25 protein-coding genes are annotated in these 26687 nt (G+C 61.3%); 11 read left to right on the top strand and 14 right to left on the bottom strand.

Going from position 1 to position 26687, the window contains the following annotated elements; translation table 11 throughout:
• Nucleotides 1–476 precede the first annotated feature (476 nt).
• Nucleotides 477–2111, bottom strand: coding sequence for a caspase family protein (locus tag EYB53_RS22250; RefSeq protein ID WP_135481212.1), 1635 nt, complete (start codon nucleotides 2109–2111; stop codon nucleotides 477–479).
• Nucleotides 2112–2450: 339 nt separating this feature from the next.
• On the opposite strand from EYB53_RS22250, the gene lpdA reads away from it, so the two are divergent.
• Nucleotides 2451–3860 carry a dihydrolipoyl dehydrogenase gene (gene lpdA / locus EYB53_RS22245; RefSeq protein ID WP_135481210.1) on the top strand — a complete coding sequence of 470 codons (1410 nt, stop codon included), beginning with the start codon at nucleotides 2451–2453 and terminating at the stop codon, nucleotides 3858–3860.
• Nucleotides 3861–3953: 93 nt separating this feature from the next.
• Here lpdA and EYB53_RS22240 read toward each other — a convergent pair whose 3' ends face one another.
• The gene (locus EYB53_RS22240) at nucleotides 3954–5366 is read right to left on the bottom strand and encodes a pyridoxal phosphate-dependent decarboxylase family protein (protein WP_135481208.1); all 1413 of its coding nucleotides are present in this window, start codon (nucleotides 5364–5366) and stop codon (nucleotides 3954–3956) included.
• 292 nt (nucleotides 5367–5658) lie between these two features.
• The gene (ilvD, locus tag EYB53_RS22235) at nucleotides 5659–7335 is read right to left on the bottom strand and encodes a dihydroxy-acid dehydratase (RefSeq protein ID WP_135481205.1); all 1677 of its coding nucleotides are present in this window, start codon (nucleotides 7333–7335) and stop codon (nucleotides 5659–5661) included.
• Nucleotides 7336–7464: 129 nt separating this feature from the next.
• Here ilvD and EYB53_RS22230 point away from each other — a divergent pair, with 129 nt between their 5' ends.
• Nucleotides 7465–9024 carry an ATP-binding protein gene (locus tag EYB53_RS22230; protein ID WP_135481203.1) on the top strand — a complete coding sequence of 520 codons (1560 nt, stop codon included), beginning with the start codon at nucleotides 7465–7467 and terminating at the stop codon, nucleotides 9022–9024.
• Nucleotides 9025–9203: 179 nt separating this feature from the next.
• Nucleotides 9204–10271, top strand: a complete 1068-nt coding sequence (locus EYB53_RS22225; protein WP_254151192.1) for an alpha/beta hydrolase — start codon at nucleotides 9204–9206, stop codon at nucleotides 10269–10271.
• Between the two features lie 153 nt (nucleotides 10272–10424).
• Here the strand turns inward: EYB53_RS22225 and EYB53_RS22220 are convergent, their stop codons facing one another.
• Together EYB53_RS22220 and EYB53_RS22215 are read right to left on the bottom strand one after the other, a co-directional pair.
• Entirely contained in the window at nucleotides 10425–11030 is a 606-nt protein-coding gene (locus tag EYB53_RS22220) for an ATP-dependent Clp protease proteolytic subunit (RefSeq protein ID WP_135481201.1), read from the bottom strand.
• Nucleotides 11031–11081: 51 nt separating this feature from the next.
• Nucleotides 11082–12491: an MFS transporter gene (locus tag EYB53_RS22215; RefSeq protein ID WP_135481198.1), complete on the bottom strand. Its 1410-nt coding sequence runs from the start codon at nucleotides 12489–12491 to the stop codon at nucleotides 11082–11084.
• 165 nt (nucleotides 12492–12656) lie between these two features.
• On the opposite strand from EYB53_RS22215, the gene EYB53_RS22210 reads away from it, so the two are divergent.
• The 3 genes from EYB53_RS22210 (at nucleotide 12657) to EYB53_RS22200 (ending at nucleotide 15837) form a co-directional block, all read left to right on the top strand.
• Nucleotides 12657–13322, top strand: coding sequence for a Yip1 family protein (locus EYB53_RS22210; RefSeq protein ID WP_135481196.1), 666 nt, complete (start codon nucleotides 12657–12659; stop codon nucleotides 13320–13322).
• Nucleotides 13323–13467: 145 nt separating this feature from the next.
• On the top strand, nucleotides 13468–14376 hold the full coding sequence (locus EYB53_RS22205) for an alpha/beta hydrolase (RefSeq protein ID WP_216863697.1): 909 nt from the start codon (nucleotides 13468–13470) through the stop codon (nucleotides 14374–14376).
• A gap of 6 nt (nucleotides 14377–14382) precedes the next feature.
• A complete protein-coding gene (locus tag EYB53_RS22200) occupies nucleotides 14383–15837 on the top strand; it encodes a sensor histidine kinase (protein ID WP_254151191.1) in 1455 nt (484 codons plus the stop codon).
• A gap of 60 nt (nucleotides 15838–15897) precedes the next feature.
• Here the strand turns inward: EYB53_RS22200 and EYB53_RS22195 are convergent, their stop codons facing one another.
• Both EYB53_RS22195 and EYB53_RS22190 read right to left on the bottom strand, forming a co-directional pair.
• Nucleotides 15898–16386 carry a NifB/NifX family molybdenum-iron cluster-binding protein gene (locus EYB53_RS22195; protein ID WP_167857551.1) on the bottom strand — a complete coding sequence of 163 codons (489 nt, stop codon included), beginning with the start codon at nucleotides 16384–16386 and terminating at the stop codon, nucleotides 15898–15900.
• Nucleotides 16387–16857: 471 nt separating this feature from the next.
• Nucleotides 16858–17229: a PH domain-containing protein gene (locus tag EYB53_RS22190; protein ID WP_097655189.1), complete on the bottom strand. Its 372-nt coding sequence runs from the start codon at nucleotides 17227–17229 to the stop codon at nucleotides 16858–16860.
• A gap of 506 nt (nucleotides 17230–17735) precedes the next feature.
• Between EYB53_RS22190 and EYB53_RS25345 the strand changes: the two genes are divergently transcribed.
• Both EYB53_RS25345 and EYB53_RS22180 read left to right on the top strand, forming a co-directional pair.
• Nucleotides 17736–18416, top strand: coding sequence for a hypothetical protein (locus EYB53_RS25345; RefSeq protein WP_216863696.1), 681 nt, complete (start codon nucleotides 17736–17738; stop codon nucleotides 18414–18416).
• Nucleotides 18417–18474: 58 nt separating this feature from the next.
• Nucleotides 18475–18777 (top strand): hypothetical protein, encoded by a 303-nt coding sequence (locus EYB53_RS22180; RefSeq protein ID WP_135481191.1) that lies wholly within the window; start codon nucleotides 18475–18477, stop codon nucleotides 18775–18777.
• A 106-nt stretch (nucleotides 18778–18883) separates the two neighbouring features.
• On the opposite strand, the gene EYB53_RS22175 is transcribed toward EYB53_RS22180, so the two are convergent.
• A complete protein-coding gene (locus tag EYB53_RS22175; RefSeq protein WP_167857550.1) occupies nucleotides 18884–19147 on the bottom strand; it encodes a hypothetical protein in 264 nt (87 codons plus the stop codon).
• Between the two features lie 498 nt (nucleotides 19148–19645).
• Nucleotides 19646–20098: a GntR family transcriptional regulator gene (locus tag EYB53_RS22170; protein WP_167857549.1), complete on the bottom strand. Its 453-nt coding sequence runs from the start codon at nucleotides 20096–20098 to the stop codon at nucleotides 19646–19648.
• 289 nt (nucleotides 20099–20387) lie between these two features.
• Between EYB53_RS22170 and EYB53_RS22165 the strand changes: the two genes are divergently transcribed.
• From EYB53_RS22165 to EYB53_RS22155, 3 genes are read left to right on the top strand one after another with little or no spacing between them, the layout of a single operon-like run.
• Nucleotides 20388–20591, top strand: coding sequence for an antitoxin family protein (locus EYB53_RS22165; protein WP_097655187.1), 204 nt, complete (start codon nucleotides 20388–20390; stop codon nucleotides 20589–20591).
• The gene (locus EYB53_RS22160; RefSeq protein WP_097655186.1) at nucleotides 20569–20901 is read left to right on the top strand and encodes a type II toxin-antitoxin system PemK/MazF family toxin; all 333 of its coding nucleotides are present in this window, start codon (nucleotides 20569–20571) and stop codon (nucleotides 20899–20901) included. The genes EYB53_RS22165 and EYB53_RS22160 overlap by 23 nt, the downstream gene beginning before the upstream one ends.
• 47 nt (nucleotides 20902–20948) lie before the next feature.
• Complete coding sequence (locus EYB53_RS22155; protein WP_135481184.1) at nucleotides 20949–21239, top strand: hypothetical protein; 291 nt, start codon at nucleotides 20949–20951, stop codon at nucleotides 21237–21239.
• A 112-nt stretch (nucleotides 21240–21351) separates the two neighbouring features.
• Here the strand turns inward: EYB53_RS22155 and EYB53_RS22150 are convergent, their stop codons facing one another.
• From EYB53_RS22150 to EYB53_RS22130, 5 genes are all read right to left on the bottom strand, one after another.
• On the bottom strand, nucleotides 21352–21708 hold the full coding sequence (locus EYB53_RS22150) for a M48 metallopeptidase family protein (RefSeq protein ID WP_205712731.1): 357 nt from the start codon (nucleotides 21706–21708) through the stop codon (nucleotides 21352–21354).
• Nucleotides 21705–24575 (bottom strand): type I restriction endonuclease subunit R, encoded by a 2871-nt coding sequence (locus EYB53_RS22145; protein ID WP_135481182.1) that lies wholly within the window; start codon nucleotides 24573–24575, stop codon nucleotides 21705–21707. Before EYB53_RS22145 ends, EYB53_RS22150 begins: the two co-directional genes overlap by 4 nt.
• Before the next feature lie 51 nt (nucleotides 24576–24626).
• Nucleotides 24627–25025, bottom strand: coding sequence for a hypothetical protein (locus EYB53_RS22140; protein ID WP_135478205.1), 399 nt, complete (start codon nucleotides 25023–25025; stop codon nucleotides 24627–24629).
• A 53-nt stretch (nucleotides 25026–25078) separates the two neighbouring features.
• On the bottom strand, nucleotides 25079–25720 hold the full coding sequence (locus EYB53_RS22135; RefSeq protein ID WP_167857346.1) for a toll/interleukin-1 receptor domain-containing protein: 642 nt from the start codon (nucleotides 25718–25720) through the stop codon (nucleotides 25079–25081).
• A partial coding sequence (locus EYB53_RS22130; RefSeq protein WP_135481180.1) for a tetratricopeptide repeat protein occupies nucleotides 25717–26687 on the bottom strand: 971 nt, incomplete at its 5' end. The genes EYB53_RS22135 and EYB53_RS22130, both read right to left, overlap by 4 nt.

Genomic DNA, 26687 nt, shown 5'->3' with positions numbered 1-26687 from the left:
CGCAAGGGCACCCGCAAGGGGTGCCCGTACACCGGATTCGGCCCCCGCCCCGGTAGGGGCACCCCTTGCGGGTGCCCTGGCCCGGCACGGGCACCCCTTGCGAGTGCCCCGTTGTATCCGATTTCGTATGATGCAATCGCCCTAGATTGTGAGGATGGTCGTACGATGGGCTGCCGCCAAGCATTTGGTGGAACGCCCGACCAATCCTCCGCAGGCGCATACTTGTGCCGTTGCATAGGCCGCATAGTCACCCTTCGTTGCGCTCAAGATCTCGGGCGTCCCGACGGCAGAGATGCTTCGCGGCGCTTCTAAGCAACAGACGCTTCGTGCGCCATCGTAGCGCGGGCTTCCAGCCCGCAATCCCACGCGGGCTGGAAGCCCGCGCTACGATGGGCGGCTGCTGCTCACGGCACCACTGGCCCGCGAGCCATTTGATACTCAGTATGACCATGCGGCACCTTCAAACCGAATTGGTATCACCCCCCACTCATCCGCCGCACGGCCTCGGCGATCTGCGTCGCGAGGGGCAGCACGGTCGGCAACACCGCCGCCAGGTTCTGCGCAGCCTGCTTCAGCCCTTCGGCGCTGATCTGCACCAGGGTCTGATTCGGCTGGGCCTTCGTCGCCTGTTCAACGGCAGTCTTGGCGGTTTCAGCAACCGCCTCGGCCTCACCGGTGTGCGCAGGGGGCACCTGCTGTAACGCCGCGCTCAGTTGCGCAAGAAGCTGTTGCAGTTGGGCCTTTGTGGCGGCGTCGCCGTGCGGGGCCGCGCTGATGCGCTGCACAGCGTTGGTCAGCGTCGACTTGATGGTGAGCATGGCACCGCTGAAGTCACCGGACATGGTGAACTGATCACCGCCCACAAAAGTGCCCGTGCGCTTGTCAAGGGGGCCTTCGGCGTAGTCGCCGCCGCCGGTGTCGATCTTGCGCACGGTGCTCTGCGCGCCCCGCCCGATGGCGATGCCACTGCCGCTGATATCGCCCGTGGTGATCCGGTCGCCCTGGGTGATCTCACCCTTGATGATATCCCGGCCTGCCACATCGCCAATGTTCACATTGCCAAGCTGATTGCCACTGCCAAAACTGATCCCCCCGTGCTGCCCGCGCTGATCGTGCGTCGTCACCGTGACGTTGCCATGCACATCGCCGGCAATCGCCGCGCCGACGTGCGCCTGATCACCAATGGACTGCTGATGCTGACGCAGCATGGCCTGCGCATAGGCCGGGTTGACCGCGCGCACCGCCGTGCCCTCGGGTGGCGTCCCTGACCCATCAAACGCGCCGAGCGTCGTCGCCCCCCGATAGAGCGCCACCGGGAACGGCCCCACCCCCTTGAGGATCGTCAACTCTGGCTCTTGCTGCTCACCGTAGCGCTGCCGCACCGCCGCCGGGATCGTGCGCGGCACGGCCTCGTCGAGCGCAAAGTAGAGGTGCGTATAGAGGTCAAAGACGCTGATGTAGCCGCGATTGCTCGTCACGCCCTTGCCCCGCAGACCATCAACCAGCGCCTGGGTAAAGAGGGTGAGCGGGCCAGGGCCGATAAACGAGTATTGGTTCTCACGACAGGCGCTGATGATCACCCGGCCTTCGCCGGTGCCGAGCAGCGCGGCGGCCACCGGTGGCGGCAGCGGCGTCCCGGTCAACGGCGCATCATCAGCGGCCAGCACCGGCGACAGTTCACCCGCATGGCAGGCATTGACGATCAACAGCAGCCGTTTGGCTTTCATAGCGCGCAGCTTCGCGATCACCTCGGCCTCGCGGAGCCCCGTACCCACCGCGACCTTGCGCCCGACCATCCGCGTATCGTGCGTCGTCAGGTAGTAGCCATCATCGCCATAGTCGCCGTGACCGGCGTAGAAGACAAAGACCGTATCGCCCTCGGCAACCCGCGCCGCCAGCGCATCGAGCGCCGCCAGCACCCCCGCCCGGCTCGCGGCGGCATCGGTCAGGTGCGTCACCTGCCCCGGCGCATAGCCACCACACTGCGGATCACCGAGTACCGCCGCCAGCGCGTGAACATCAGCCACCGTCATCGGCACCCCCCGCAACCCAGGATCGGCATAGGTACCCACGCCCACCAGCAACGCATGCGCCTGGTTCCAGGTCATCATCGCCCTCCCTTCACGTCCCACGAGCAACGCCCGTTGCTCGGATCGCAACAAGCCTCAAGAAACTGTGCTGACGCTAGTATAGCAGACGGATCGATGTATGGTTGCCCAACCACCGCATGACCCAGGGCGGTTCCAAAATCATCACGATCGTCCGCAGATGACGCAGATTATAGCTTCCGTATCTGCGTCATCTATGGATCCCCTGCGCAGCTTTGCGCCTTTGCGCCTTTGCGTCAACAACAGGCGGATCGGCACTAAGCGCACGGCGTGTGCTACAATAGCAGTGGTTTGTGCAATGCTGCACAGAAATGCGCAAGTGAGGGTAGAAAGGTCCATATCGTGAGTGAAGCTGTGTACGATGTGGTGATTGTGGGTTCCGGGCCGGGCGGGTATGTCGCCGCTGTGCGCGCAGGGCAACTCGGCCTGCGGACGGCCATCGTCGAGGCCGGGCCAATGGGTGGGGTCTGCCTGAATGTCGGTTGTATTCCGACCAAGGCGTTGCTCCACAGTGCCGATCTGCTTGATGAGGTGAAAGAGGGCAAGCGCTTCGGCGTGATGGTCGAAGGGGTGAGCTTCGATCTTGCCGGGGCTATGAAGCATAAAAATGCGGTCGTCAAGGCGAGCAGTGACGGCGTCAATTTTTTGATGAAGAAGAATAAGATCGAGGTGGTCACTGGCTGGGCTACGCTCACCGGGCGCGGTCAGGTTCATGTCAAGCTCAATGCCGGCGGCGAACGTACGCTCCAGGCTAAACATATTCTGGTTGCCACCGGTGCCCAACCTCGCCCCTTCCCTGGGGTTCCCTTTGACCATACGCGCGTGCTCTCGTCAACTGATGCGCTTGGGTTGTCTGCGGTTCCGCAAAGTTTTATGTCAATTGGCGCTGGGGCCATTGGGATCGAGTTTGCGTCGATGTACCGGGCGTTCGGGGCCGAGGTGACGGTCGTTGAGGCGTTGCCGCGCATTGTCCCCAACGAAGACGAAGAGGTTTCGGCAGAACTCGTCAAGGCGTTTCAGCGCCGGGGCATCAAGACGATGGCCGGGGCCAGGGTCGAGGGCATTGATACCAGTGGCGAGCATGTCGTGGTCAGTGTGACGGGTACCGATGGCAAAACTACCGCGATCACGGTCGAGAAGTTGCTGGTGGCGATTGGTATCCTGCCCAACACCAAAGACATTGGCCTCGAAGCAGCGGGCGTGACGCTTGACCAGCGTGGGTTTATTACGACCGATGGGTATATGCGCGCTGCCGATGGCATCTATGCGGTGGGTGATTGCGTGGCCGCCACGCCATGGTTGGCACACAAAGCCAGCGCCGAAGGCATTCTTGCGATCGAACACCTCGCCGGGCTGCACGTCACGCCCATTGACTATGGCAAGATCGCGGCCTGCACCTATTGCAGCCCCGAAATCGCGAGCGTTGGGCTCACCGAAGCGAAAGCGAAAGAGCAGGGCTACGAGGTCAAGGTCGGCAAGTTCCCCTTCTCGGCCAACGGCAAAGCGCGGGTACTTGGTCAGAACCGCTTTGGCTTTATCAAGATCGTCGCCGACAAACAGTACGACGAAATCCTGGGCGTGCATATGATCGGCCCCCGCGTCACCGAAATGATCAGCGAAGGCGGCCTCGCCCTAACCCACGAAGCCACCGGCGAGAGCATGCTCCAGACGATTCACGCTCACCCGACGCTCTACGAAGCGATCGGCGAAGCGGCGCACGCGCTCGTCCACGGCGCGGCGATCCATATCTAAAATTTCCTGATGATTTGACGCAAAGACGCAAAGGCGCGAAGATTTGATGGATCTGCATGCCCAACTTTGCGCCTTTGCGCCTTTGCGTCAACCTTACGTGCTTACTTCGGCACACATCGCCTGCCACAGGTGCGCCACATCTTCCTGGGTCGTCAGTTCGGCCCCGAGGCTGATGCGCGCCATCCAGCGCCCATCCAGCACCGCCGGGGTCAGATAGGCTACCCCCGAGGCGTTGAGCCGCCCGATCCAGTCGAGCGTGTGGCGATCAAGGGCATCATCGGCGAGACCAGGCGGCTCGTGCCGCACACAGACCGTCTGGAGATGCACAGGATTGAGGCGCACCCAGCCCTCGGTCGCGTCGATCTGCGCGGCGAGCCACTGTGCCAGCGCAAGATCCCGCCGCAGCCGCTCGCGCAGGGCTGCGGCCCCCTCGAGCCGCAACAGGAACCAGAGTTTCAACGCACGGAAGCGTCGCCCCAGCGGCAAGCCCCAGTCGCGATAGTTGGTCACGATGCCATCGGCTGAGGTTTGCAAATAACTGGGATTCGTTGACATCACCTGGATCAGATGTTGCGGATCGCGCACATAGTAGAGCGAGCAGTCAAAGGCGACGCCCAGCCATTTGTGCGGATTGAGCACGAGGCTATCGGCCTGTTCGACGCCCTGCCACATCCAGCGGCACTCGGGCAAGATCATCGCCGAACCGGCCATCGCTGCGTCAACATGCAGCCAGAGACCGTACTCACGACAGATCGCAACCATCGCTTCGAGCGGGTCAACCGCAGTTGTTGCCGTCGAACCGATGGTTGCGACCACCGCACAGGGGCGACGGCCCTCGGCGAGATCACGCTGGATCGCCTCGACCAGCACCTCGGGGCGCAGCGCATGCGCAGCATCAGTCGCGATGGGACGCAAGTTATCGCGCCCAAAGCCGGCCAGCAGCGCCGCCTTCTCGACTGAACTATGACTCTGGCCCGAGCAATAGACCGTCAAGGGCAACTCTTCAGCCTGCAGGCCACCCCGCGTCGCCCCGTGGCTCGTCATCCGTTCACGGGCACAGATCAAGGCCACCAACGTCGACGTGCTGGCGGTATCCTGGATCACGCCGCGCCACCCATCAGAGAGCCCGAGCAACCGACGCATCCACTCGGTCATCTGCTCTTCGAGCTCGGTCAGGGCCGGGCTCGACTGCCAATTGAGGCCCAACTGACCAAGACCCGTACTGACCATATCGCCAAGCACCGACGCAAGCGCCGCATTGGCCGGAAAATAGCCAAAGAACCGCGGATGCTGCCAATGGGAAAGACCGGGGAGGATGATCTGCTCGAGATCGGCAAGCACCGCCTCAAACGACTCAGGTTCCTCGGGAGGATCAAGGGGCAACTGCGCACGGATCGCCCCTGGGGAGACATGCGACCAGACCGACAACTCGGGCAAGCGCTCACGGTAGTGCGCAATCCAATCAACGAGGGCATGCCCATAGGTACGAAAAGTTTCAGGTTTCATTATTTCTTCAGGGCTGACGCCCTTCCTTGTTCGAGGCATCCTGGAAGCGGCGACGGGCGACACTATGCAAAGAAGCTCACGCGAAGGCGCGAAGGCGCGAAGGGTTCGCGCACCTCCGCGACAACCTGTGCGCCGTTGCGCCTTTGCGTCAAAAGAACCGCCTTCTTTGCAGCTCACGCGAAGGCGCGAAGGGTTCGCGCACCTCCGCGACAACCTTTGCGCCTTTGCGCCTTTGCGTCAAAAGAACCGCCTTATTTGCAAGGTACTGGTACTAGCCCCGTCGCCGCTTCGATCACAAATCGGTCACGGCCCCGAGGCTCGCCGACGAGACGAGGCGCGCATACTTGGCAAGCACACCGCGGGGGTAACGTGAGGCTGGTGGCTGCCAGGCCGCACGGCGACGGGCGAGCTCGTCGTCAGCAACATTGAGTTGCAGCAACAGCGTATCAGCATCAATCGTAATGCTGTCGCCCTCGTGGACAAGCGCAATCGTGCCACCGACAGCCGCCTCGGGGGCGACGTGGCCGACCACCAGGCCATAGGTGCCGCCCGAGAAGCGTCCATCGGTAATCAGGCCAACCGCATCACCGAGGCCAGCCCCGATGATGGCCGAGGTCGGGGCAAGCATCTCGCGCATCCCCGGGCCGCCCTTGGGACCTTCATAGCGAATCACCAGCACATCACCGGCGACAATCTTGCCCGCCAGGATTGCCTCCAGACACTGCTCTTCCGCATCAAAGACCCGGGCTGGCCCGGTGATCTGACGCTGCTTGATCCCCGTAATCTTGGCAACGCACCCCTCTTCCGCCAGATTGCCCCGCAGAATCGCTAGGTGGCCCTGCGCGTAGAGCGGCGCATCCCACGGGCGAATGACATCCTGACCCTCAGGTGGCGCATCCGGCACGTCGGCAAGCGTTTCGGCAATGGTCTGGCCCGTGATAGTCAGCGCATCGCCGTGCAACAAACCGGCCTTGAGCAACATCTTCATCACCTGCGGCACGCCGCCAACCTGGTGGAGATCGGTCGCCACATAATGGCCCGACGGCTTGAGATCGCAGAGCACCGGCACCCTGGTGCGGATCGTCTCAAAATCATCAATCGTGAGGGGCACCTCGGCGGCATGGGCAATCGCCAGCAGATGCAAGACCGCATTGGTCGAACCACCCAGCGCCATCACGACCACAATCGCATTCTCGAAGGCCTCGCGGGTCAGAATCTGGCGGGCGGTACGGCCAGCCCGGATCGCCTCAACCAGCACCTCGCCCGAGCGAGCCGCACTTTCGGCCTTCTCACCATCCTCAGCGGCCATCGTCGACGATCCGGGCAGACTCAGACCGAGCGCCTCGATCGCCGAAGACATCGTATTGGCGGTATACATCCCGCCACACGACCCCGCACCTGGACAGGCGCGACGCTCGACTTCGAGCAACTCATTGGCATCAATTGTGCCGGCGCTATACTGACCAACGGCCTCGAAGGCACTGACAATCGTCAAATCGCGGCCATCATGATGGCCGGGCTTGATCGTACCGCCATAGACAAAAATGCTCGGCACATCGAGCCGGGCCAGCGCAAGCAGCGCCCCGGGCATATTCTTGTCACAGCCACCGACCGCGAGGATCCCGTCCATCCGCTGGGCATTGACCACCGTCTCGATTGAATCGGCGATCACCTCGCGGCTGACGAGCGAGAACTTCATCCCCTCGGTGCCCATCGAAATGCCGTCGCTGACCGTGATCGTGCCAAAGGTCTGAGGCATCCCACCAGCCGCCTTGATCGCTGCTACGGCCCGCTGCGCCAGTGGATCAAGCGCCGCATTGCACGGCGTCAGTGTACTATGCGCATTCGAAATACCCACAATAGGTTTGTGAAAATCCTCATCACCAAACCCCACTGCACGCAGCATTGCACGATTCGGCGAACGCTGCGGCCCTTCAGTAATCAGTTTACTCCGACGATTCTCGGCCATGTGTACGACTCCTTTCGGCACAAACAATTGCCTTATCATACCAGAAATCTTGCCTGTGAGGCAGGCAGGTCGGGCGACGCCTTCGTCGGGCATGGTATACTTGACCGACATACGCCTAGGAGGAAGCCCATGCCACGGCGATTCAATGTTGCCGGGCCGTGCAAGCCCGAATTGCACTACATGCTGCCCGCCGCAGCGCGCGTGCTGCGGGCGCGACGCCTGGTGGCTGATTTCAACTATTTTGTCATTCACGCCCCGCGCCAGACTGGCAAAACCACCTCGATGATCGCGCTAGCCCAGGAGTTGACCGCGTCTGGGGATTATGTCGCTGCGCTGGTCTCGGTCGAGGTCGGGGCGGCGTTTAACAGCGACCCCGGGGCGGCGGAACTGGCGATCCTGGACGATTGGCGCCTGGCGCTTGCGGCACAACTCCCGCCTGACCTGCGCCCGCCGGTGTGGCCAGAAGCTGAAGCCGGGGCGCGCGTGCGCACGGCGTTGAGTGCCTGGACCCAGGCAGCGCCGCGTCCGCTGGTGATCTTCCTTGACGAGATCGACGCGCTGCAGAACGAAACCTTGATCTCGGTGCTGCGCCAACTCCGGGCGGGCTACAACTGGCGTCCCACCGGGTTCCCCGCGTCGCTGGCGCTGATTGGGATGCGCGATGTGCGCGACTACAAGGTGGCGTCAGGCGGCAGCGCGCGGCTCAACACCGCCAGTCCCTTCAATGTGAAGACGCGCTCGCTGACGCTGGGAAGCTTTACCCGCGACGACGTGGCGCTGCTTTACCGGCAGCACACCGACGACACCGGCCAGGTCTTCGCGTCTGCGGTCATTGACCACGCCTTCGCCTTGACGCAAGGCCAGCCCTGGCTGGTCAACGACCTCGCCAAGACCGTCGTTGAGGACATCCTGAACGACGAACCCCGACCGATCACCGTTGCCCACCTTGAGGCGGCGAAGGAACTGATGATCCAGCGCCAAGACACGCACCTCGACAGCCTGGCCGAACGCCTGCGCGAGCCGCGGGTGCGCCGCGTGATCGAGCCACTGCTGGCGGGTGGGTCGCTCAGCGACGTGCCGCAGGATGACATCCGCTTTGTGGTCGACCTGGGCCTGTGTCGCTTCGATGGCCCCGGGGGGCTGGTCATCGCCAACCCGATCTATAAGGAAGTGCTGCCACGTGTGCTGGCCTTCACCGCGACCGCCTCACTGCCCCATATCTCACCGGCATGGCTGAAGCCGGATGGCAGCCTCAACCCGGACAAGCTGCTCGACGCGTTCTTGGCCTTCTGGCGGCAGCACGGCCAGCCGCTGCTCGGCAGCGTTCACTATCACGAGATTGCCCCGCACCTGGTCCTCATGGCCTTCCTGCACCGCGTGGTCAACGGCAACGGCGCCCTCGACCGCGAGTACGCGATCGGCACGCGGCGCATGGATCTCTGCCTGCGCTACGGCGGCCCGCACCCCGTCACGATGGGCATGGAACTCAAGGTCTGGCGCGACGGCGAAAGCGACCCCCGCGACGAGGGGTTGGCCCAACTCGACTTGTACCTCGCCGGGTTGGGGCTGGAGACCGGCTGGCTGGTCATCTTCGACCGCCGCAGCGGCCAGCCCCCCATCGCCCAGCGCACCACCGTGGAGGCGGCCACCTCGCCGCAGGGACGCACGATCACCGTCGTCCGGGCGTAAGACCAAGTACTATTGAACAGGACGCATGGTCAGCCAGACTACTAGACAGATGGCCTTCGGGCCAGTGATGCCACAAGAAACAGGGTGAGCGCCCGTCAGACCTCACCGTTCTTAAAGACCTGTGGGGTCTCAGGCGGGTGTTATTTCTCAGGAGCGAAGCGAGGGGACATCGAGGAACTATGCTACGTTCTTTCCTAAGCGGAATCGGGTTCTGGCTGGGTTTGATGGAGGGGTTGGCAGGTCAGGGTGAATTACGCGGGTTGACGTGGGGAGCGGGCCGCCTGGGGCCACTGGTGAGTGTGGGGGCGCTGGCAATGGCCCGTCCGGGGCCACTGGCTCTGGCGGCGAGTCTGCCTGTGGCGGCGGCCCTCCAGGTTGGCCTGGCAAGCCTGATCCGCCCGCAACTCAACCCGCGCCTCCGGTTGCAACCCGGACAATATCTTGATCGGACGATTGAACAAGTTGCGATCGAAGGGGCCTATGGCCCGGTTCCTGCCCTGCATATCACCCCAAAAACCGGGGCGCGCTCAGTCGTCTGTGTCGCTCACGGCTCGGGGTGCGACAAGACCTTCTATACCTGGCGGCTCACCGACGAATGCATTGGTCAAGGCCTTGCCGTGCTGCTCATTGATCTCGATGGGCACGGCGAAAGTCCGCGCCCCCAGGCCTATCCAGCGATTCTCGAGAGCGTCGCCGGGCCAGAGCGCTGGCTCCGCGAACGCTATGCCCGCGTTGCGCTGCTCGGCATGAGTCTCGGTGGGGCTGTGACGGCCCGCGCGGTCGCCGAAGGCACGCCCTGCGATGCCCTGGTGCTCTGGGAAGTGGCGCCGCAACTGCGCCTCAATGCCGACGAGTATCGCCAGGTACAGCGCAACGAAGCCCTGCGCATCCTGCGCCCGACGCTGCTGCATCTCTTTCGCGACGGCACAATCTACCATATTGTGCGGGCCTGGCAGACCAGCGGCATTCGGGCTGAGATTGGCACCTGGGATCTTTTTGATCATCTCGATCTCATGGAAAGCCTAGGCCGGTTGAAGGCCCAGGCGACCCGCCCGCAGCTGCTCTTGATTTATGCGGAACGGGATGCCGTTGTCTCTGCCGAAGCCGCCGAAGCGGTGCGCACCTCAACCGAGGGCTGGGGCGAATTTCACCTGATCCGAGGCGCCAGTCATGTCTCGCTGCCGAGCGAACCTGCAACGATCGGCACGACCGTGACATGGCTGGCCGCCAAATTGCGGCTCGCATAAGTGACGCAACGGCGCAAAGCGATCCAGAGAGATGACGCAAAGGCGCAAAGGCGCAAAGCGATCCAGAGAGAGATATAAAATCTTCGCGCCTCAGCGCCTTTGCGTCAAAAAAACCACCTTCTTTGAAAAGTATTGCACCTAGACCAGCAATGATCACTTAGGACGTATGTTTTTGGTAGGATCGAGGATCGCGTCAATCAAGCCGTACTCAATCGCTTGCTGAGGCGTCAAATAGGCATCACGGTTGAAATCCTTCTCGATCCGTTCGAGCGTCTGGCCGGTATGGTTCGCCATCAATTCGCGAATCATCCGCTGGAGACGCAGCATTTCGCGGACTTGAATCTCAACATCGGGCGCATAGCCTTCGGCCCCGCCCCCGGCAGGATGCGAATGAATGGTCGCATTGGGGAGGGAAAAACGCTTCCCTTTCGCCCCACCACAGAGCAGCACCGTCGCCATGCTTGCCGCACGCCCGACGCACACTGTACAGACATCGGGCGTAATCAGTTGCATCGTATCGTAAATAGCCAGGCCAGCACGGATTACGCCACCGGGGCTGTTAATATAGATCCAGATATCACGTTCAGGATCTTGATGTTGCAGCACCAGCAACTGAGCCACAACCAGTGAAGCCATATCATCATCAATCGGCGTGCTGATCATAATCACCCGCTCTTGCAGCATCCGTGAAAAGATATCCCACGATCGCTCACCACGAGCGGTACGCTCAATAATGGTAGGGACTGGCAACGAAGCCATACATATTCTTTCTATTGCGGGACGAACTTCCGTAGAAGTAGTATAGCATGATCAGCCCTTGCGCTCGGCTAACTGGGTCAGAATCGCCTCGTGACGTTCCCGTGTGAGCGGATAACGATAGACAAGGATCATGCCGATAATCAACAGCACCGTTGGCACCGGGCCGATCATCCAGCGCAGGGCGAGCAGCGCACTTTCGGGTTGTTCGCCGGGCAAGAGATCGCGATTGAAGCCGTACCACTGCAAAGCCTGCAACGTCAACGCAATGCCAACCCCGACCGCCGTCTTCTGCGTAAAGGTCATCACCCCGTAAAAGATGCCCTCGCGTCGCTGACCCGTGTTCAGTTCATCAAGATCGACCACATCGGGCAACATGCTCCAGGGCACCAGGTAGGCCGTCGCAATGCCGACCCCCGCCAGCGCCGCCAGCACAATTGCCAGCGTAATCTGGTCAGGACCAACGAAGAAAAGCCCAGACATCACAGCGATCCAAAAGCACATGCCAATATAATAAACTTTTTGCTTGCCAATCCGACGGCTCACCGCGCTCCAGACAAAGAGAAAGATCATCGCCGAACCCTGCACAGCCAGCAGCACAATCGGGAACATATCGGCCCGACGCAGGTAGAAAGTTAAATAAAAACCGATCACATTCTGAGTAATCTGAAGCGCCATCCACGAACAGAGGTAGACGCCAATGACAAAGAGGAAGGGCTGATTGCGCAGTGCAATCTGGAATTGCTGACGCAGCGGCATCGTCATCGTCGTGGCCGGGGGCGTATAGCGCTCGCGGGTACCAAACACACACCAGAGAAAGGGCCAAATCATCACAACACCAAAGATCACCGCCGACAAGAAATAACCCGCCTGCGCCTCGGCTGGCAGACACCGATTCGGATCGAGACAGAAACGCGTAATCAGGATGCCATGCAACACCCCAGCAATCAGGCTCCCGCCGATGCTAAAGGCAAACCGAAACGAATTGAGCGCAGTGCGTTCATCGTAATCACTGGTCAACTCGGCCGTCAATGAGGTATACGGTACATTCACGATCGTGTACGCCGTATTAAAAGCCAGAATGACCACCAGATAATAGAAAAACCGCCCGGTCTCACCAAGCGGCGGCACCCACCAGAGCAGCATATAGATCAGGCCAAACGGCACCGCCCCGACCAACATCCAGAAACGCCGACGCCCAAACCGTGAGCGCGTCCGGTCGCTAATCAGGCCCATCCACGGATCAGTAATCGCGTCCCACACCCGACTGAGCAACAGAATAAGCCCGACCGCGCCAGGGTTGAGCCCGGCCACCGTCGTCAGAAAGAGCGCCTGGAAAAAACCCACGATAATCGCCGCCATACCAGGGCTCACATCACCGGCCCCAAACGCAAGACGAGTCTTCAGAGGCAAACGTTCATGAACCGCAACCACCGACGCTGGAGGTGTAGCCTGCTCAGCCATAACGCACTGCTCCTCTGTTCTACGTTCTTATACTGGCAAAAACGGCCATTTTCGCCAGCACAAGCCCCACGTATCCGTAAGGATTACTATATCACCACTACCCTCAAAAAAGGTATAATCCCTGTGCGCTTTGCGGCAAGAGATGCAGAGAGATATGGACAGGACATGAACGAACCAAAGAGGCCAACCATCACCGACGTTCATGAACCTGCGCGACGATCCGGGCAAACGACAACAAACTATTGTTATGTCAATCCGTGGCGCACGATCTGGTATCAGCCACGGCTGGCGTTGCGCTCGGCGGTGGCATTGCGTTCAACGCTTGAAACGTGGACCCTCAGTGCGTTCGCTGGTATAAGCCTGCTCTTTGGCTGGGCCGCATGGGGAGAGCTTGGCGTCGAGTTGAGCAATGGTGAGTTGCTCGCGCTGATCCTGCTCACAGGGCCTTTCTTTGGCGGGGTCGTCCTGATGCTCGGGGGGGTATTGTTGCGTGCCGGCGGATGGATGCTCGGGGGGCGGGCCAGTCCCTGGCATGTGCGGCGAGCCCTGGTCTGGTCAAGTCTGCCCATGCTTGTCGGCCTCCCCCTCTGGATCATCGCGCTTGCCCTGCCAGCCTCGGCAAGCCAAATCACCACAACAGTCTATGCAATGCAGGCAGGCCTCTGGGGATGGGCCGGTCTGTTGAGTATTGTCGGTCTTGCCGAAGCACACCAGATCTCACTGGCACGGGCATTGCTTTCGTGGTTGTTGGCAATTGCCCTGCTTGTCGGTGGATTTATGGCGCTCTTTGGGGGATCGGCACTCTTGATTACGCTACTGAATCAGGGCTGAAGGAGAGTCTGGTGCCGGTCGGGGCACGGCGGCGTCGTGTCCCAACCGGCTAGGGCTGGGGGGGGTTGGGGCGAAGGGTGTGTTAGAATGCGTTCTGTTCGGGTAACACGAATGGCTTGTTGGGTGGGAAGTAGAGTGATCCGCTATGGTTGATGTGAATATTGATCATCGTGTGCGCTTGGTACGGCTGAAGAGCCAGGTGCTCGGGGTGGTTCGCTCGCTGTATGTCTATCTGCCACCTGAGTATGCATCCGAGCCGCGCCGTCGCTTCCCGACGCTCTATTTGCTACGGGGGCACGAGCGCGAATGGGTCAATGCCACTGAGGATGCCAGTCGCGGATCATCAACCGCGGTCGATATCTATGAGCGTCTGCGTGCTGAAGAACGTATTGGCCCAATGATCCTCGTGATGCCCGGAATGGCCAGCGATGACAATGCGGTGCCTGGGATGTTGACTGATTTTCATAGTCCCGAACGGGCACGGTCTGTGCCCGGCGTTGGCACTGGTCGCTTCCAGCGCTTTTTCTTTGAAGAGTTGCTGCCTACCGTTGATCGCCGCTTTCGGACACTGCCGTCGGCCCGGAGCATCGTCGGCTTTTCGCTCGGTGGCTATATGGCGGTCAAGGCGGCCGCGTTGCACCCGGAACGCTTTGTCAGCGTCGGAGCATTTGATGGCTCGTTTCCATATGCTTCTGATGGAGGAAAGACCGCCCGCAGCGCCGACGGCCTCTTTGCGCAACCAATGTTCGCCCCGGTCTTTGGGGCGCCGCCCGATCTTGCCCATCTCACCAGCAATAATCCAATCTGCCTGCTCTTGCGCGCCGATCGGGCCGCCCTCCAACGGCTTACCTGGGTGATCCAGTATGGCCCGCAAACGCTTGAGCCGTGGGGTTCCAATTTTTACCGTGGTGAGTATCTCGTGCGCGTGTTGCGGAGCCTCGGGATTGCCAATGCAAGCGCGTCGCCGGTGCTCGAGGGCGGCGATCATACCTGGCATAGTGCCGACCGCTATCTCGCCGCTACGCTGCCGTTGCACTGGCACGCCATGATCTAGCTACCTATGCCATCAAAATCACAACCTCCCGATATGATTGCCGCGCTGCGCAGTTTGCGCTGGCCGCTGGCCGGGGTGGTGGGCCTGATCTTTGCCCTCACCCGTCTGGTCGAATCGCTCTTGATTGATCTACGCCCAATGCCGCCCGTTGTCCAGACACTTGAGGCTCTCTTCTGGGGAGCCATGGCGGCGGGCGCGATCTATGCGGTTCTGAGTTGGGCTGCCCGTCAGGAGCAGCGCCGCCTGACGACCGAGGCGAATATGCTTGACGAGTTGCGCTCGGCCAATGCCCGCCTCGAGTTGCTCTATGAGTTGAATCAGCGGGTCGCCAGTAGTGACTCACTTGATGATGTGCTTGATTATGCGATGACCCTGCCAACGCGTCTGTTGGGGGCACGTGCGATGGCGCTGGTACTCGAAGATGATCAAGGTGTCGCCCTGACGGCGCGTTGCGTCGGCCTTTCCGAGGATCAATTGGCCCTGGCCCGTACGTCGTTTGGCGTAATGGGGGAGCCAGGACGGGTACGTACGCCCACGGTGCTGCTCCCACGGAGCAAACCCCCGCAAGGGCTTACCGCATGCGTGCTGGTGCCCCTTGCCGAACGCGATGATGAGCCGATAGGTTGGATCGAGGGGTATGTCGTTGATGTCCAGCGCATTACCGACGCGACCAACGCGACCAACGCGACCCCCACACTCGCAGCCCAAGCGCACCTCGAACTTGAGCCAACGGTGACGACCCTGCTCGTCACCGTGGCTGGTGAATTAACCGAAGGCATCAAGGGGAGTCGCCGCCGTGCGCGTGAGTTAGCCAGTATTGCCGCCCTCGAGCAGGCCATTACCGAAGAACGTACCCGGATAGCCCGCGATCTCCACGACGGTGTCGCCCAGAGCCTCGCCTTTCTCCGGATGCGCATTGCCCTCTGGGAAGACTGGCTCGACCAAGAGCCAGAGCGCCTCGCCGAAGAGTTTGCTTCGGTCAAGGCGACGCTGCGCCATCAAATCGAGGAATTGCGCCGAGCCATCTTTGCGCTGCGTCCAATGGAGTTGAGCCAATTAGGTTTTGTTGCGGCTTTGCGTCGTTTTGTCGCCGATTTTGCCGGCCAACAGGATTGGGAACTTCAACTTGAACTGAGCAACCTGCCGCCCGATCTCCCCCATGTGCTCGAACTCGCGGCGTTTCGGTTTGTGCAGGAAGCATTGAACAATGCCGCCAAACATGCCTCTGCACAGCACATCGCGGTCATGCTCAAAATCGTGGATGACGGGCTCCAGATTGTTGTGCGTGATGATGGCGTCGGCTTTGATCCGGGTGCGCAGGCCGAGCAGTCAGGTCCACACCTGGGCCTGCGCCAGATGCGCGAGCGTGCTGCCGTGCTCGACGGACGCCTGACGATCCTCTCGCGCCCCGGTGAAGGTACCGAAATCCGCGCATGGTTGCCCATGCGTTATGTTAACTAGATACGGTTCTTTGCCGCTGAAAAACCAGCTATGCTGGTTTTTCAGCGGCAAAGAACCATATTAATGCACAAGCTCAGGATGTTCTTCGAGCGTCCCTGCGAGCAAGGCATGCACTGCTGCCTCGATGGGGACGATGTCGGTAAGCACGGTGCGAAGGTTGGCGCGTTGCAAGTTGTTGTACATCCCACGTCCCATCCCCCGCGAGAGCACGACATCGCAGTCGGCGATCATGCTCACCGCTGACGTATGTTGATCAACTGGTGGCGCGGCGACGGCGCCAGGTTGGCTCAGACCAATTGCTTGACTGGCGTGGTCGTGGTCGTGGTCATGATGATGCCCATGCCCGTGGTGGTCGTGGTCGTGGTCGTGGTCGTGGTCGTGCCCATGCCCGTGCCCATGCCCGTGATGGCTATGGTCACAGGCCGTCTTATCGCGCACTTCGCGTGCAACAACGGCCCCATCCTCAACAGTCACGACAAGATATTGGCGTGCGCGGCCAAAATGGGCACTAATGGTACGCCCATCATTCGTTACAGCGGCAATTTTCACCCTTGAGACTCCCTTCATGAGACTGGCGCAGAATACCTGCAACTCTTCGGGGTGCGAAGATTCTGCTCCCTATTCTACCACCAACCCTTCGGGCTGGCACGCCCGATCTGCCCGCCGTGCCACGCTCGCGCCCGTCGATCCCATGCCCCCGTGCCCGGTCGATGACCCGATGCCGCACCCCATGCCCGATACCCCGCCCCATGGCCGTAAGGCCGAAGCACGCGCCCCATGCGCGTGGGTTGCATGACGCGTCGGACATGGCGCGTGCTTCGGCCTTACTTCGGCCCGATGATCACCGCCGTGCCCGCCCCATCCGTACGGGCACGGCACCGCCGTGACCCTACCCCGCCGCCGTGCCCCGCCGCCGTGCCATGCCCCCGGTACGGGCACGGCGGCGCCGTGCCCCTACACCGCCGCCGATCCCCGATCCCCGATCCCTGACCCCTGACCCCCGATCCCCGATCCCCGAAATCACCCCAACACAAACGTCGCCAACGTCCGCTGCACCCCAACAATATCGGTGCCACGCTTAAACTCACGCTCGATGGGTACCGGATTGCTCGAAAGAAAGATCTTCAACTCGGCATCGCCATCAAACGTACCCGCAGTTTCGACCACAAAATGGGTAATCGCCTTATACGGAATCGAATGGTACTCGACCTTCCGACCCGTCGTGCCCTGCTTATCAATCAGGATCAAGCGCTTGGATGTAAAGACAAACATATCGCGCAGCACCCGAAAGCCGCGCACCAACTGCTCACCCTCAACCAGCAGCGGCCCGAGCTCCTGCTCAAGTTTCGCCGCATCAACCTCAGACGCATTGCCAAACAGACCCTGGAACATATGGTGGTCTCCTTATAGGCTCCGAACGGAGCATCTACATTATGGCAGAATATCACGCATCGGCGGAAATTGTGTGAAAAGCCGCCCCCGATACGCAGAGGCCGGTCAACGAACGTCCCTTTATGGAAGACCCCTCACTCCGTTCGGGGTGACCATGCAGGCTGCACAAGCGCACTGGTTTCTCTCCATACCACTGGCCCGCGGGCCATGTGATGCTCAGCGTGACATGCAAACACATGCGAACTCTCATTCAAGCATAATACTTTAGATCCAATACTTTTCAAATAAGCTCACGCGAAGACGCAAAGGGTTCGCTCACCTACGCAAAAACCTTTGCGCCTTTGCGCCTTTGCGTCAAAAGAGCCGCCTTCTTTGCAAGGTATTGCCTTTAGATCACGCTGCGAAGATCACCGCAAAGCACTGGGTTCAAGGGCGCATTTGCGCCGGGTGACGTGGCTATACTGAGTGTAGTGGTTCGTCATTGTACGCACAAGGGAGACCCGACCATGCACTGCACCAGTTGTGACTATCTCAACCCAGACGATGCCCGCCGCTGTGCCAACTGTGGGAGCGACTTGACTGCCGTCAGCCAGCCTTCACCTGTTCAGGTCGATAGCGCTGCCCCGGTAACGCTTCCGCTCGTGACTGCACCAGTCGGACCGCAAGTTCCTGTAGCGGTCGCCGCACCAGTCGCCGGGCCAGTCCAGACGGTCAATGTCATTGTGCAAGCCCCGGCGGCGGCTCCCGCGCCGAGCCCAACGATCATCCTTGCCCAGAACGCGGCAGGGCCTGGCTGTCTCGTGCGTGCGCTCTACTTTTGCTTCATTGGTCTCTGGCTGGGCTTCTTCTGGACGGGAATCGCCTGGCTCTTGCTGGTGAGCATTCTTGGCCTGCCCCTGGGCCTGCTGATGCTCAACCGCATTCCCCAGGTGATGACCCTCAAACCGGTGCGCACCGAGATGAAGGTCGTCAGTCAGGGGGGCGTCACGGTGGTGAGCCAGGGTCGCGTTGCGCAGCATCCCTTCTGGCTCCGCGCCATCTACTTTGTCGCGGTTGGCTGGTGGTTCAGCGCCTTCTGGCTCAGCGTGGCCTGGGCCCTGATTGGCGTGACATTGGGGCTCGGCCTACCGATGGCCTTCTGGATGTTCGACCGCACCCCCGCCATCGTGACCCTGGATCGGTCGTAGCTGTCCGACGGTGGCGGCAGGCAACCGCCACCGCCACCCTTCCACTGATGAGGATCGGATGCCCACGATGTTCACTGACGCCCATATGCGCCTGCGTTTCCTTGAGAACTGGCTGCCACTGGCCCAGGCCGAGAACGAGCGGAACGGCTGGGGCTACGACAGCGCCACTCTGGAACGGCTCATCCTGCTGGCCGCCCCCAGTCTACGCGCCGTCTCGACCCTACTCGCCGCCCGCGCACTCTTCTGGTACTACCAACAGGACCTCGAACGAGGGCCGCACGCCGACCTGCACGGCCCCCGCGCTGCGGTGTGTACGAGTGGCGACAATCTGGCCTGTGAGGAGCGTGCGAGCGATGCATGAAGGCGGTTGGTTTGACGCAAAGGCGCAAAGGTTTTCGCGTAGGTGAGCCAACCCTGCGCATGGCGACCAGGGCACCGTCATAGTCATCATGCCTCCCTACGCCTGTTCAAGCACTACGCGACCGGGACTGTTTGACCGTGTATGCGAGCTTCAAGGCGACGATGAGCCCGCTCGTCGTCAATTGAAGACCAGCAAAGAGCATAATCGCCATGTCCGGCTGGATGAGAGTGTAGCTACCCCAGACCAACCCATCGGCCATCGAGAGAAGCCAGGTGGCCAGCGACAGGTCAGCGAGATTGCCCTCGCGAGAGGCCACCCAGATCTGGGGGAGATTCGCGGCCAACACGCTGATCGGCAGCACGATGCCCAAGCCCAGTCTCTCCTGCTACCCCGCCGGCCAGGAACAGCACGGCGAGCCAGACAGGGGCGACCGCAAACTCGCGGAGGCGGCGCCCGAAGCGCAGGGACAGCAGCGTGATGAGCGCAAAGACCACGCCCGAGGAGCCGGTGGCCAAACTGACATAGGGCTGATTGGTCCCACAATCCGTAGGTTGCCCAGCCAAAGCTTACAATCGAACTGGAGGCCGCTGTGTCGACGGAAACCCCGTGGGCTTGCCGTGTACGCAGCAGCCTGACAAGCTGGGGCACCGCGCGAACCAGACCGATGAGCGTTCCTAGGGCACCGAAGATCGAGAGAGTGGTCATAGGGCGATGTGTGCTTTCTGTACCAAGGGACGTCAAACGGTCACGCATCAGGTAGGCGCGAGCAACCATCGGGAAAGGTGTGTTGATCGACCGAACGAGCACACCTCCGAGCGGTCGCCCGGGCTCAACGTTGGATCGGCAGCACCAGGCGGACAGCCCGATCTCAAAAGGAGCGCAGGTGCGTTCCCATCGCCCGCGCGGCCCCGTCGGCGTCACGAGTCGTGATCCGCTCGACGATTGCGCGATGTTCAGCCAGGGTTTCCTCGATCCAGCCCGCCGAGCGCGGGAGGGTCAAGCGAATACGGTACATCTGGTCGTCCAGGGTTGTCAAAATGGCCGCGAGGCGCTGGTTCTGAGTCGCAGAGATAATCAGCTTGTGGAAGCGGATATCAGACTCAAGGATTTCGTTGTGGTGGCCCTCAGTCGCACACTGCTCGCTGAAGGCAAGTTCGTGCGTAAGGGCCGCGAGTTGCTCAGAGGGTATCTGCTCGGCGGCGATGCGTGCAGCCAGACTTTCTAGGCACTCGCGCACCTGATAGATCTCGAGGATATCGTGGGCCGACAACAGTGGTTGAAGGCGAGACAACCGTAGCCGAGCATCGCTGGGCCTCGGCATGGATCTACCTGCGGCGCGAGCTTTGACGCAAAGGCACATCCAGATCCGTATTGACGCAAAGGCGCAAAGGTAGGAAATACCTTTGCGCCTTTGCGTCAAATAACCAGTCTTTTTTGCGGCATAGTCCCAACGATGACGGCGCGGTTCTTTACACCGGCGTGTTCAGCAATTCGCCAAGGTGATGATCAACCTGCTGGATAAAGGTTGGGGCAACTTTTTGCCGCCCTCGCAGTTGGCGTATATAATAAACCCTGTCGGGTGTAAACCCATGCGTTAGAGGAGAGAACCCATGTTACTCACGATCCGTGCAATTGTGCGCGATGGCAAAATAGAACTGCTGGAACCAACGGCTTTGCCCGATGGAGCGCAAGTGCTTGTGACCGTCCTCACCGAGGAGGAACACTTATTCTGGCAAGCTGCAAGCTCCAGCTCACTCAACCAGATCTGGGATCATCCCGAGGATGATGTCTATGCCGACCTACTCGCAGCATAACCTGATCCTGGTACGCTATCCCTTTTCTGATTTGTCGAGCAGTAAAGTACGCCCTGCGATTGTGGTGAATGGTCCGCATATCAGTCACGATCTGATGATCGTTCCACTCACCAGTCGGATGACGGGATTATTGCCAGGTGAATTTATCTTGACGGAGTGGCGGCGTGCAGGGCTGAATGTACCCTCCGCAGTAAAACGTGGCCTCTATACCGTGGAAGCCGGGTTAGTGATCAAACTGCTGGGTCAATTGGCCCATTCCGACGCGCAGCACCTTGAAGCAACTCTTCGCGAATGGCTTGCTCTTTCATAAGATAGGGAGCCGAGGAGGGCACCAGCGTCGGGTAACGGTCGCACACATTGGTGCCGCCCCGCGCCGAGCAGCAGCAACTCGCCGCCTTCTTTGCCGAGGCCGAGCGCAAGCAGGTGGACTTCCTCGACGAGGCCGGTAAGCGCATCATCGAACTGACCACCTTGCTGCTCGGCGTGCTCTTTACCGTGGTTGCCTTTGGCGACACATACCCGCCGCCCTATCTCGCCGACAATATCCTGGCCAACAAGAAGCGCTCGCTCTTCTGGGACGGGCTCACCTTCTGGGCCGGCTCGGGTTGCCTGGCGCTGCTGATCGGCATCATCATCATGCTAGCCTGAGCTATTTTTTGACGCAAAGGCGCAAAGGCGCAAAGATAGGAAATACCTCTGCGCCTCTGCGTTAAAACAACCGATCTTTTTTGCACCGAAGTGCCCCTGCGCGGCTTTATGGCTAGACGACGATGGAACGGAGCCGCGCCTCCCGTTCCTCCCAGTCGGGCACATACGCGAGCATGAAGCTTTTGAAGAGCTTGCTGTGGTTGGGCGCGAGCAGGTGGACGAGTTCGTGGACGATGACGTATTCGCCAAGTTCGCGCGGGAGGTCAACCAGTTCGCTGTTGAGGGTCAGGTTGCCGGCGGTGGACATTGAGGCCCACTTTGTGCGCATGGCCCGTACCTGGATGCGTACGACGCGTACGCCGATGCGCGCCGCCCATGCGCGGGTGGCCCAGCGCAGGTCATCGGCGTCGTGCCAGGTGCGCGCAGGCACCTGCGGCATGGTTGTCGCGCCCACGGCTCGCTCGCTCATATGCGTTGGAGTTTCATCAGCGCGGTGGTTGCCACGATAAAGTGTTGCTGGCCGACTAGGGGGAGCAGGGCTTGGTAGAGGGCGGTGCGCAGGGCACTTGCTTGCTGGGCGTTCCAGCCGTAGTCGGGGTGCTGCTGGAAGAGGGCGTTGAGCATGGTGGCTTGCGCGGCGGTTACGCCTGCTTGGTAGGGCTGGAGCGCGACGTACAGCGCGTAGCTGTTTGCGTCGAGGCCCAGATGCGTGCGTTCGTCGGCTGCCTGCGCTGCTTGCTGCGCGAGGGCCTCGAAGGCGGCCAGGGCCTGCTGGGTGGTCAGTTGCCGATCTTCGTAGGCCTGGGCGACGCTTTCGGCCTGCTCGCCGATGGAGATCAGGAAGGGTTGGCTGGTGGCCTGGTCGTCAACCGCCTTGGCCAGTGCCCGGCGTAGGTTGAGCACCTTCACGGTGTCGGAGCTGTCTGATTGCTTCAGGGCGGCCAACTCCTGCGGCCCCAGTTCGTGAATGGTGGCGGGTGGCGTCAGGTTGTAGAGGGTGGTGTGCTCGTGGAGCAGCGTGCGGGTCTTGTCGGTTAGTTCGCGATCCACGTAGGGCCGGGCGCTGTAGGCGCTGCGCACGAGATGGTAGAGCGCGGCCAGCGCCTCGTAGTCGTTCAGGTAGGGCCGCAGGAAGGCGTCGGGCGAGAGCACATCGTAGACCATTTGGAGTTGGCGGTAGAAGGTGAAGAATGCCTCACGCAGCTCCTTCGGCTCGAAGTACTCAATCGCCCGCTCCTTGGCCTTGTCGTCCCAGCCACGGGTCAGCGGCAGATACTGCGGGGCGGTCGCGCCCATCTGGGTCGCGAAGAGGTTGCGCAGCACATCGAGGTTCTGGATCACCGAGGCGACGACATCGGCGTCGAAGGCGAGGGCGCGCTCCAGCTTCTCGAAGATGCCCACGAAGTCGAGCACAAAGCCGTAGGGCTTCACCAGGCCGTCGTCGTCCTCGTAGGGTCGGTTGACGCGGGCGATCGCCTGGAGCAGCACATGGTCGCGCATCGGCTTGTCCAGGTACATCGCGTAGAGGATCGGCGCGTCGAAGCCGGTCAGCAGCTTCTCGGTGACGATGAGGATCTTCGGCGTGGTGCCCTTTTGGGCGAATATCTTGCGGACTTCTTTCTCCTGCGGGGCGCTCAGGTAGTGGGCCTTCAGCCGCTCGGGGTCGTTGTGGGCGGGGGAGATCACGACCTGGCTGTAGGCGGGCGGCAGGTGCTGGTCGAGTGCGGTTTTGTAGCGCACGCAGGCATCGCGATCCACTGCGACGAGAAACGCCTTGAAGCCCAGCGGCTCGACGTTCTCACGGAAGTGCGTCGCCACAAAGGCGGCCACCTCGGCGACGCGCTGCTCGGCCTTCAGTGCCTCGGTGAGCGTCACGGCCTTGCGCAGGATGGCGTTCAGTTCTTCAAAATCGCTCACGCCCTCGGCTTCGGCCAGCGACAGGAACTCGCGCTCGAGGGTTTCGCGCTCGACGCGCAGGTCAGAGGGGGCCAGGGCGTAGTTCAGCCGCACGGTGGTGCCATCCTCGACCGACTCGGCGATGTTGTATTTGTCGAGGTAGCCCTGCTCGTCATCAATGCCAAAGACCTTGAAGGTGCCCTGGCCTTTGGCGAGCTTGTCGATGGGCGTGCCAGTGAAGCCGATGTAGGTGGCATTGGGCAAGGCGGCCAGCAGGTAGGTGCCAAGATCGCCGCCGGTGGTGCGGTGGGCCTCATCTACCAGCACAACCACGCCCGTACGCAGGTTCACATTGGCGGGGATGTCGTCGAACTTGTGGATCATCGAGACGATCAGACCACGGTAGTCGTTAGCGAGCAGCTTCTGCAGGTCACGTTTGCTCTCGGCCACTTCCAGGGTGGTGATGCCGTAGCCGGTGATGTTCCGGAAGAGCTGCGACTCCAGCTCGTTGCGATCCACGATCATCAGCACGGTCGGCTTCTCGCCATCGGGGGCCTCGCGCAACAGCTTGCTGGCGATGGTGATCATCGTCAGGGTCTTGCCGCTGCCCTGGGTGTGCCAGATCAACCCGCGCCGCCTGGTCGGCTCGGCCACCCGCACCAGCGCCTTCTCGACCGCACGGGTCTGGTGCTGGCGCAGGATCATCTTGCTCAGGATGTCGTCGCGGCTCAGGAAGACAATGTAGTCACGCAGCACCTTGAGCATCCGGGCGCGGTCGAAGAAGGCTTTGACCTTGCGCTCGTAGTTGCCCGGCTCCTCCTCTTTCCAGTTGAAGAGGCTCTTGCGGCTGGTATTCCAGGTGACGCCGTAGAAGAAGTCGAGCAACTGCGTGACCTCAAAGAGCTGCGGCGTGATCAGCAATTCGGGGGTCTCGCGGTGATAGCGGCGCACCTGAGTCACACCCTGCTCCAGGCCATCCTGCTTGCCGGCGGCCTTGGTCTCGGCCAGGGCAAGCGGGATGCCGTTGATCAAGAAGACCACATCGGCGCGGTTGGCGTAGACCGTGCCGCGATACGTCCACTCATCGGTGACCTGGAAGATGTTTGCGTCAGGGTTGTCGAAGTCGATCAGGCGCACATTGCGCTCGCGGTGCTCGGCGGGCACAAAGACCGAATGCTCGCCGCGCAGCCAGGCCAGCGCATCGCGGTTGCCCTCAATGGTCGCGTTGAGCAGCCCAAGCTGGCGCACAATCTCGCCGGCCCGCGCCGCATCCACCACGCCGGGGTTGAGCCGCAGCAACTGCGCCGTCAGCACCTCGGCGAAGATGCGCCCCGTCTCGCCACCGCGCAGGCGCAGCGCCTCCTCGCGGGGCACAAAGCGCCAGCCAATCGCCTCGGCATAGCGGAGCATCGGATTTTGGACGGCGGAGCGTTCGGACATGGAGGAGCCTTTCCGTCACGAGCAAATACGACGTGTTTCGGTGCGCTTATCCTACGCCTGGACAAGCACCAGCACAATCAAGCCTGCCAGCAGCACGGACGCAACACCAAACACGCCGCCTGCCCAACGCATCCAGAACATTTTGTGCGCCAACATCGCATCCAGTTCCTCACGCATGCCTTTCAGGTTGTACTGGTAGTGCTTGTACCTGCGCGGCTGGACACCCCAGAGCGCCAGCATCAGCGCACCAAGGTAGCCGCCTAAAGCGCTGATGCTCAGCACCTTCAGTAGCACATTGCCGGCCAGGTAGGGCGGTGGAAAAGCGTTGCCGAAGGCGATGACGGCGAAGAGAAGACCGAGCAGCGCCGAGACGAGTTCGATGATGCGCTTGGCCGCCTCGTCGAGAAATTCCAGTTGTTTCTTTTCAAGTTCGGCAAAGAGCTCGATCAAACGCTGTTCCTCGGTGGTCGGCGTTCGCCCTTCGAGGATCGGAGGCGGCGTCGTCATCGGTAGCCCTCACAATCCACTTCAACAACGACCCATTCGGAACAGCCAGAAGTACCACAGCGAAGCCGCAAAGCATCAAAGTTTTTGCCATCACGCAACTCTGTCAAGCGGACAATGGTACCACCAGCCCGGCAAACCACCTGCTTGTCGAAGTAGGTAACGTGGCCTTTCGCACAGCGCACGCCAAAGATATGATTCACCGCAGCATTCTGCGCTTTTATCGCGGTTCCAAAGGGCGCTGACGGTTTAGGTGAAGCATTGTTGCTCGCCCCAGGCGGCAGGTGCGCCAGCAGGTGCGCCACGGCATCAGGAAACGGCGCACGGCTGTGCACGAGCGGCGCTTTCGCCAACGCCTGCGGAAACGAAGTCCCATCAAGTGCAAGAACCACCAATGGTTTATGGAGCCATTGGGCATGCTCGATTTGCGTTATGACAGGTTGCGCCTGGGCTGCCGTTGCACTCCAGACAACGAGGATGCTTTGGCTGTCACGCACGCCGGCCTGCCAGACTTGCTCGCGCCCATGTGGCGAACCAGATGGGTCGGCCCAGATGACATACCCGCGGTCGGCCAACGCGTGGCGCAGTTGCAAGCCAGTGGCCGCATCCTGGGGGCTGTGAATGAGAAAGAGCTGGGTCATGCCGCATTCCCTCCGTGTGAAAGACCGGCCACAATTGCCGCCCATGCCTGGGCATAGACGCCTTCGAGGTTCTGCCCAAGTGTGCGCAGCTTGCCGCCAAAGAGGGCCGTCTGAATCGTGGTGACCAGGAGCTTGAGCTGCGGATCATCCGTCTGTCCGGCAAGCTGACTGAGCGACTGGGCATGGGCCATTTTCGCCTGCGGATCGCCGCGCAAGGCTGCGATCGTGCGTGGAATCACCTCGGCGTCGAAGGGCAATTCCGCTTGCGCTTGTGCCATCACCCCACCCTCAACCCCGTGCCGGATTGCAGCAATAGCACTGGCATAGGGATGATCCGCCGGTAAGTCGGTTGGCTGCCCATCAAGCCAGGCGAGAACCGCAGTGTACAGTTCAACCTCAATCTGCCAATCAGCGCCGTCCTGCTGGGCCTGTTGCAGCGCACCGCTGATGACGCCGCGCCATTCGACATGTTTTTCTGGCATCTGTGTAAGGACGGCAACCGTATTGCTGACGACAACACGAAGCTGTTCTGCGGGCAGGGTTGCCGGGCTGGTCGAGGACTCACTATCTAAGGAGTCGCCGCGTTGCATAACGCCCAATAGCTGTTGCATTGCTACAATGGTAGTACCGGATGCAGCACGATCCAGCCCACTCATTTGCAAGACACCAATGGCTTGTTGCAAAGACTGGATTGCTTCTGAAGCACGATCAAGGCTTTGATAGAGCAACACGGCTACATTTGCCAGGGTGCCTGCCTCGCCGGCCCGGTCGCCCACTTCGCGCGTCAGGGGCAGCGCCTGCTCGCAGAGCGCCAAGGCCCGCTGCGGCTGCCCCGTCCGCTGGTACACCATCGCCATGTTGTTCAGCGTCGCGGCCTCGCCGGCCCGGTCGCCCACTTCGCGCCGCAGGGGCAGCGCCTGCTCGTAGAGCGCCAAGGCCCGCTGCGGCTGCCCCGTCTGCTGGTACA

The sequence above is a fragment of the Candidatus Chloroploca mongolica genome (assembly GCF_004762035.2).
In the GTDB taxonomy this organism is placed as follows: Bacteria; Chloroflexota; Chloroflexia; order Chloroflexales; family Chloroflexaceae; genus Chloroploca; species Chloroploca mongolica.
This window is presented reverse-complemented; position numbering and strand designations above follow the sequence as displayed.

Bases quoted from the DNA above. Each gene is read 5' to 3' on its own strand.
- EYB53_RS22145 (WP_135481182.1), bottom strand. From the start codon at position 24,575: ATGTCCGAACGCTCCGCCGTCCAAAATCCGATGCTCCGCTATGCCGAG.
- EYB53_RS22215 (WP_135481198.1), bottom strand. From the start codon at position 12,491: ATGGCTGAGCAGGCTACACCTCCAGCGTCGGTGGTTGCGGTTCATGAA.
- EYB53_RS22230 (WP_135481203.1), top strand. From the start codon at position 7,465: ATGCCACGGCGATTCAATGTTGCCGGGCCGTGCAAGCCCGAATTGCAC.
- EYB53_RS22135 (WP_167857346.1), bottom strand. From the start codon at position 25,720: ATGACCCAGCTCTTTCTCATTCACAGCCCCCAGGATGCGGCCACTGGC.
- EYB53_RS22205 (WP_216863697.1), top strand. From the start codon at position 13,468: ATGGTTGATGTGAATATTGATCATCGTGTGCGCTTGGTACGGCTGAAG.
- EYB53_RS22180 (WP_135481191.1), top strand. From the start codon at position 18,475: ATGCCCACGATGTTCACTGACGCCCATATGCGCCTGCGTTTCCTTGAG.
- EYB53_RS22250 (WP_135481212.1), bottom strand. From the start codon at position 2,111: ATGATGACCTGGAACCAGGCGCATGCGTTGCTGGTGGGCGTGGGTACC.
- EYB53_RS22210 (WP_135481196.1), top strand. From the start codon at position 12,657: ATGAACGAACCAAAGAGGCCAACCATCACCGACGTTCATGAACCTGCG.
- EYB53_RS22240 (WP_135481208.1), bottom strand. From the start codon at position 5,366: ATGAAACCTGAAACTTTTCGTACCTATGGGCATGCCCTCGTTGATTGG.
- EYB53_RS22225 (WP_254151192.1), top strand. From the start codon at position 9,204: ATGCTACGTTCTTTCCTAAGCGGAATCGGGTTCTGGCTGGGTTTGATG.
- EYB53_RS22170 (WP_167857549.1), bottom strand. From the start codon at position 20,098: ATGCCGAGGCCCAGCGATGCTCGGCTACGGTTGTCTCGCCTTCAACCA.
- EYB53_RS22160 (WP_097655186.1), top strand. From the start codon at position 20,569: ATGCCGACCTACTCGCAGCATAACCTGATCCTGGTACGCTATCCCTTT.
- ilvD (WP_135481205.1), bottom strand. From the start codon at position 7,335: ATGGCCGAGAATCGTCGGAGTAAACTGATTACTGAAGGGCCGCAGCGT.
- EYB53_RS25345 (WP_216863696.1), top strand. From the start codon at position 17,736: ATGCACTGCACCAGTTGTGACTATCTCAACCCAGACGATGCCCGCCGC.
- EYB53_RS22200 (WP_254151191.1), top strand. From the start codon at position 14,383: ATGCCATCAAAATCACAACCTCCCGATATGATTGCCGCGCTGCGCAGT.
- EYB53_RS22165 (WP_097655187.1), top strand. From the start codon at position 20,388: ATGTTACTCACGATCCGTGCAATTGTGCGCGATGGCAAAATAGAACTG.
- EYB53_RS22150 (WP_205712731.1), bottom strand. From the start codon at position 21,708: ATGAGCGAGCGAGCCGTGGGCGCGACAACCATGCCGCAGGTGCCTGCG.
- EYB53_RS22220 (WP_135481201.1), bottom strand. From the start codon at position 11,030: ATGGCTTCGTTGCCAGTCCCTACCATTATTGAGCGTACCGCTCGTGGT.
- EYB53_RS22190 (WP_097655189.1), bottom strand. From the start codon at position 17,229: ATGTTCCAGGGTCTGTTTGGCAATGCGTCTGAGGTTGATGCGGCGAAA.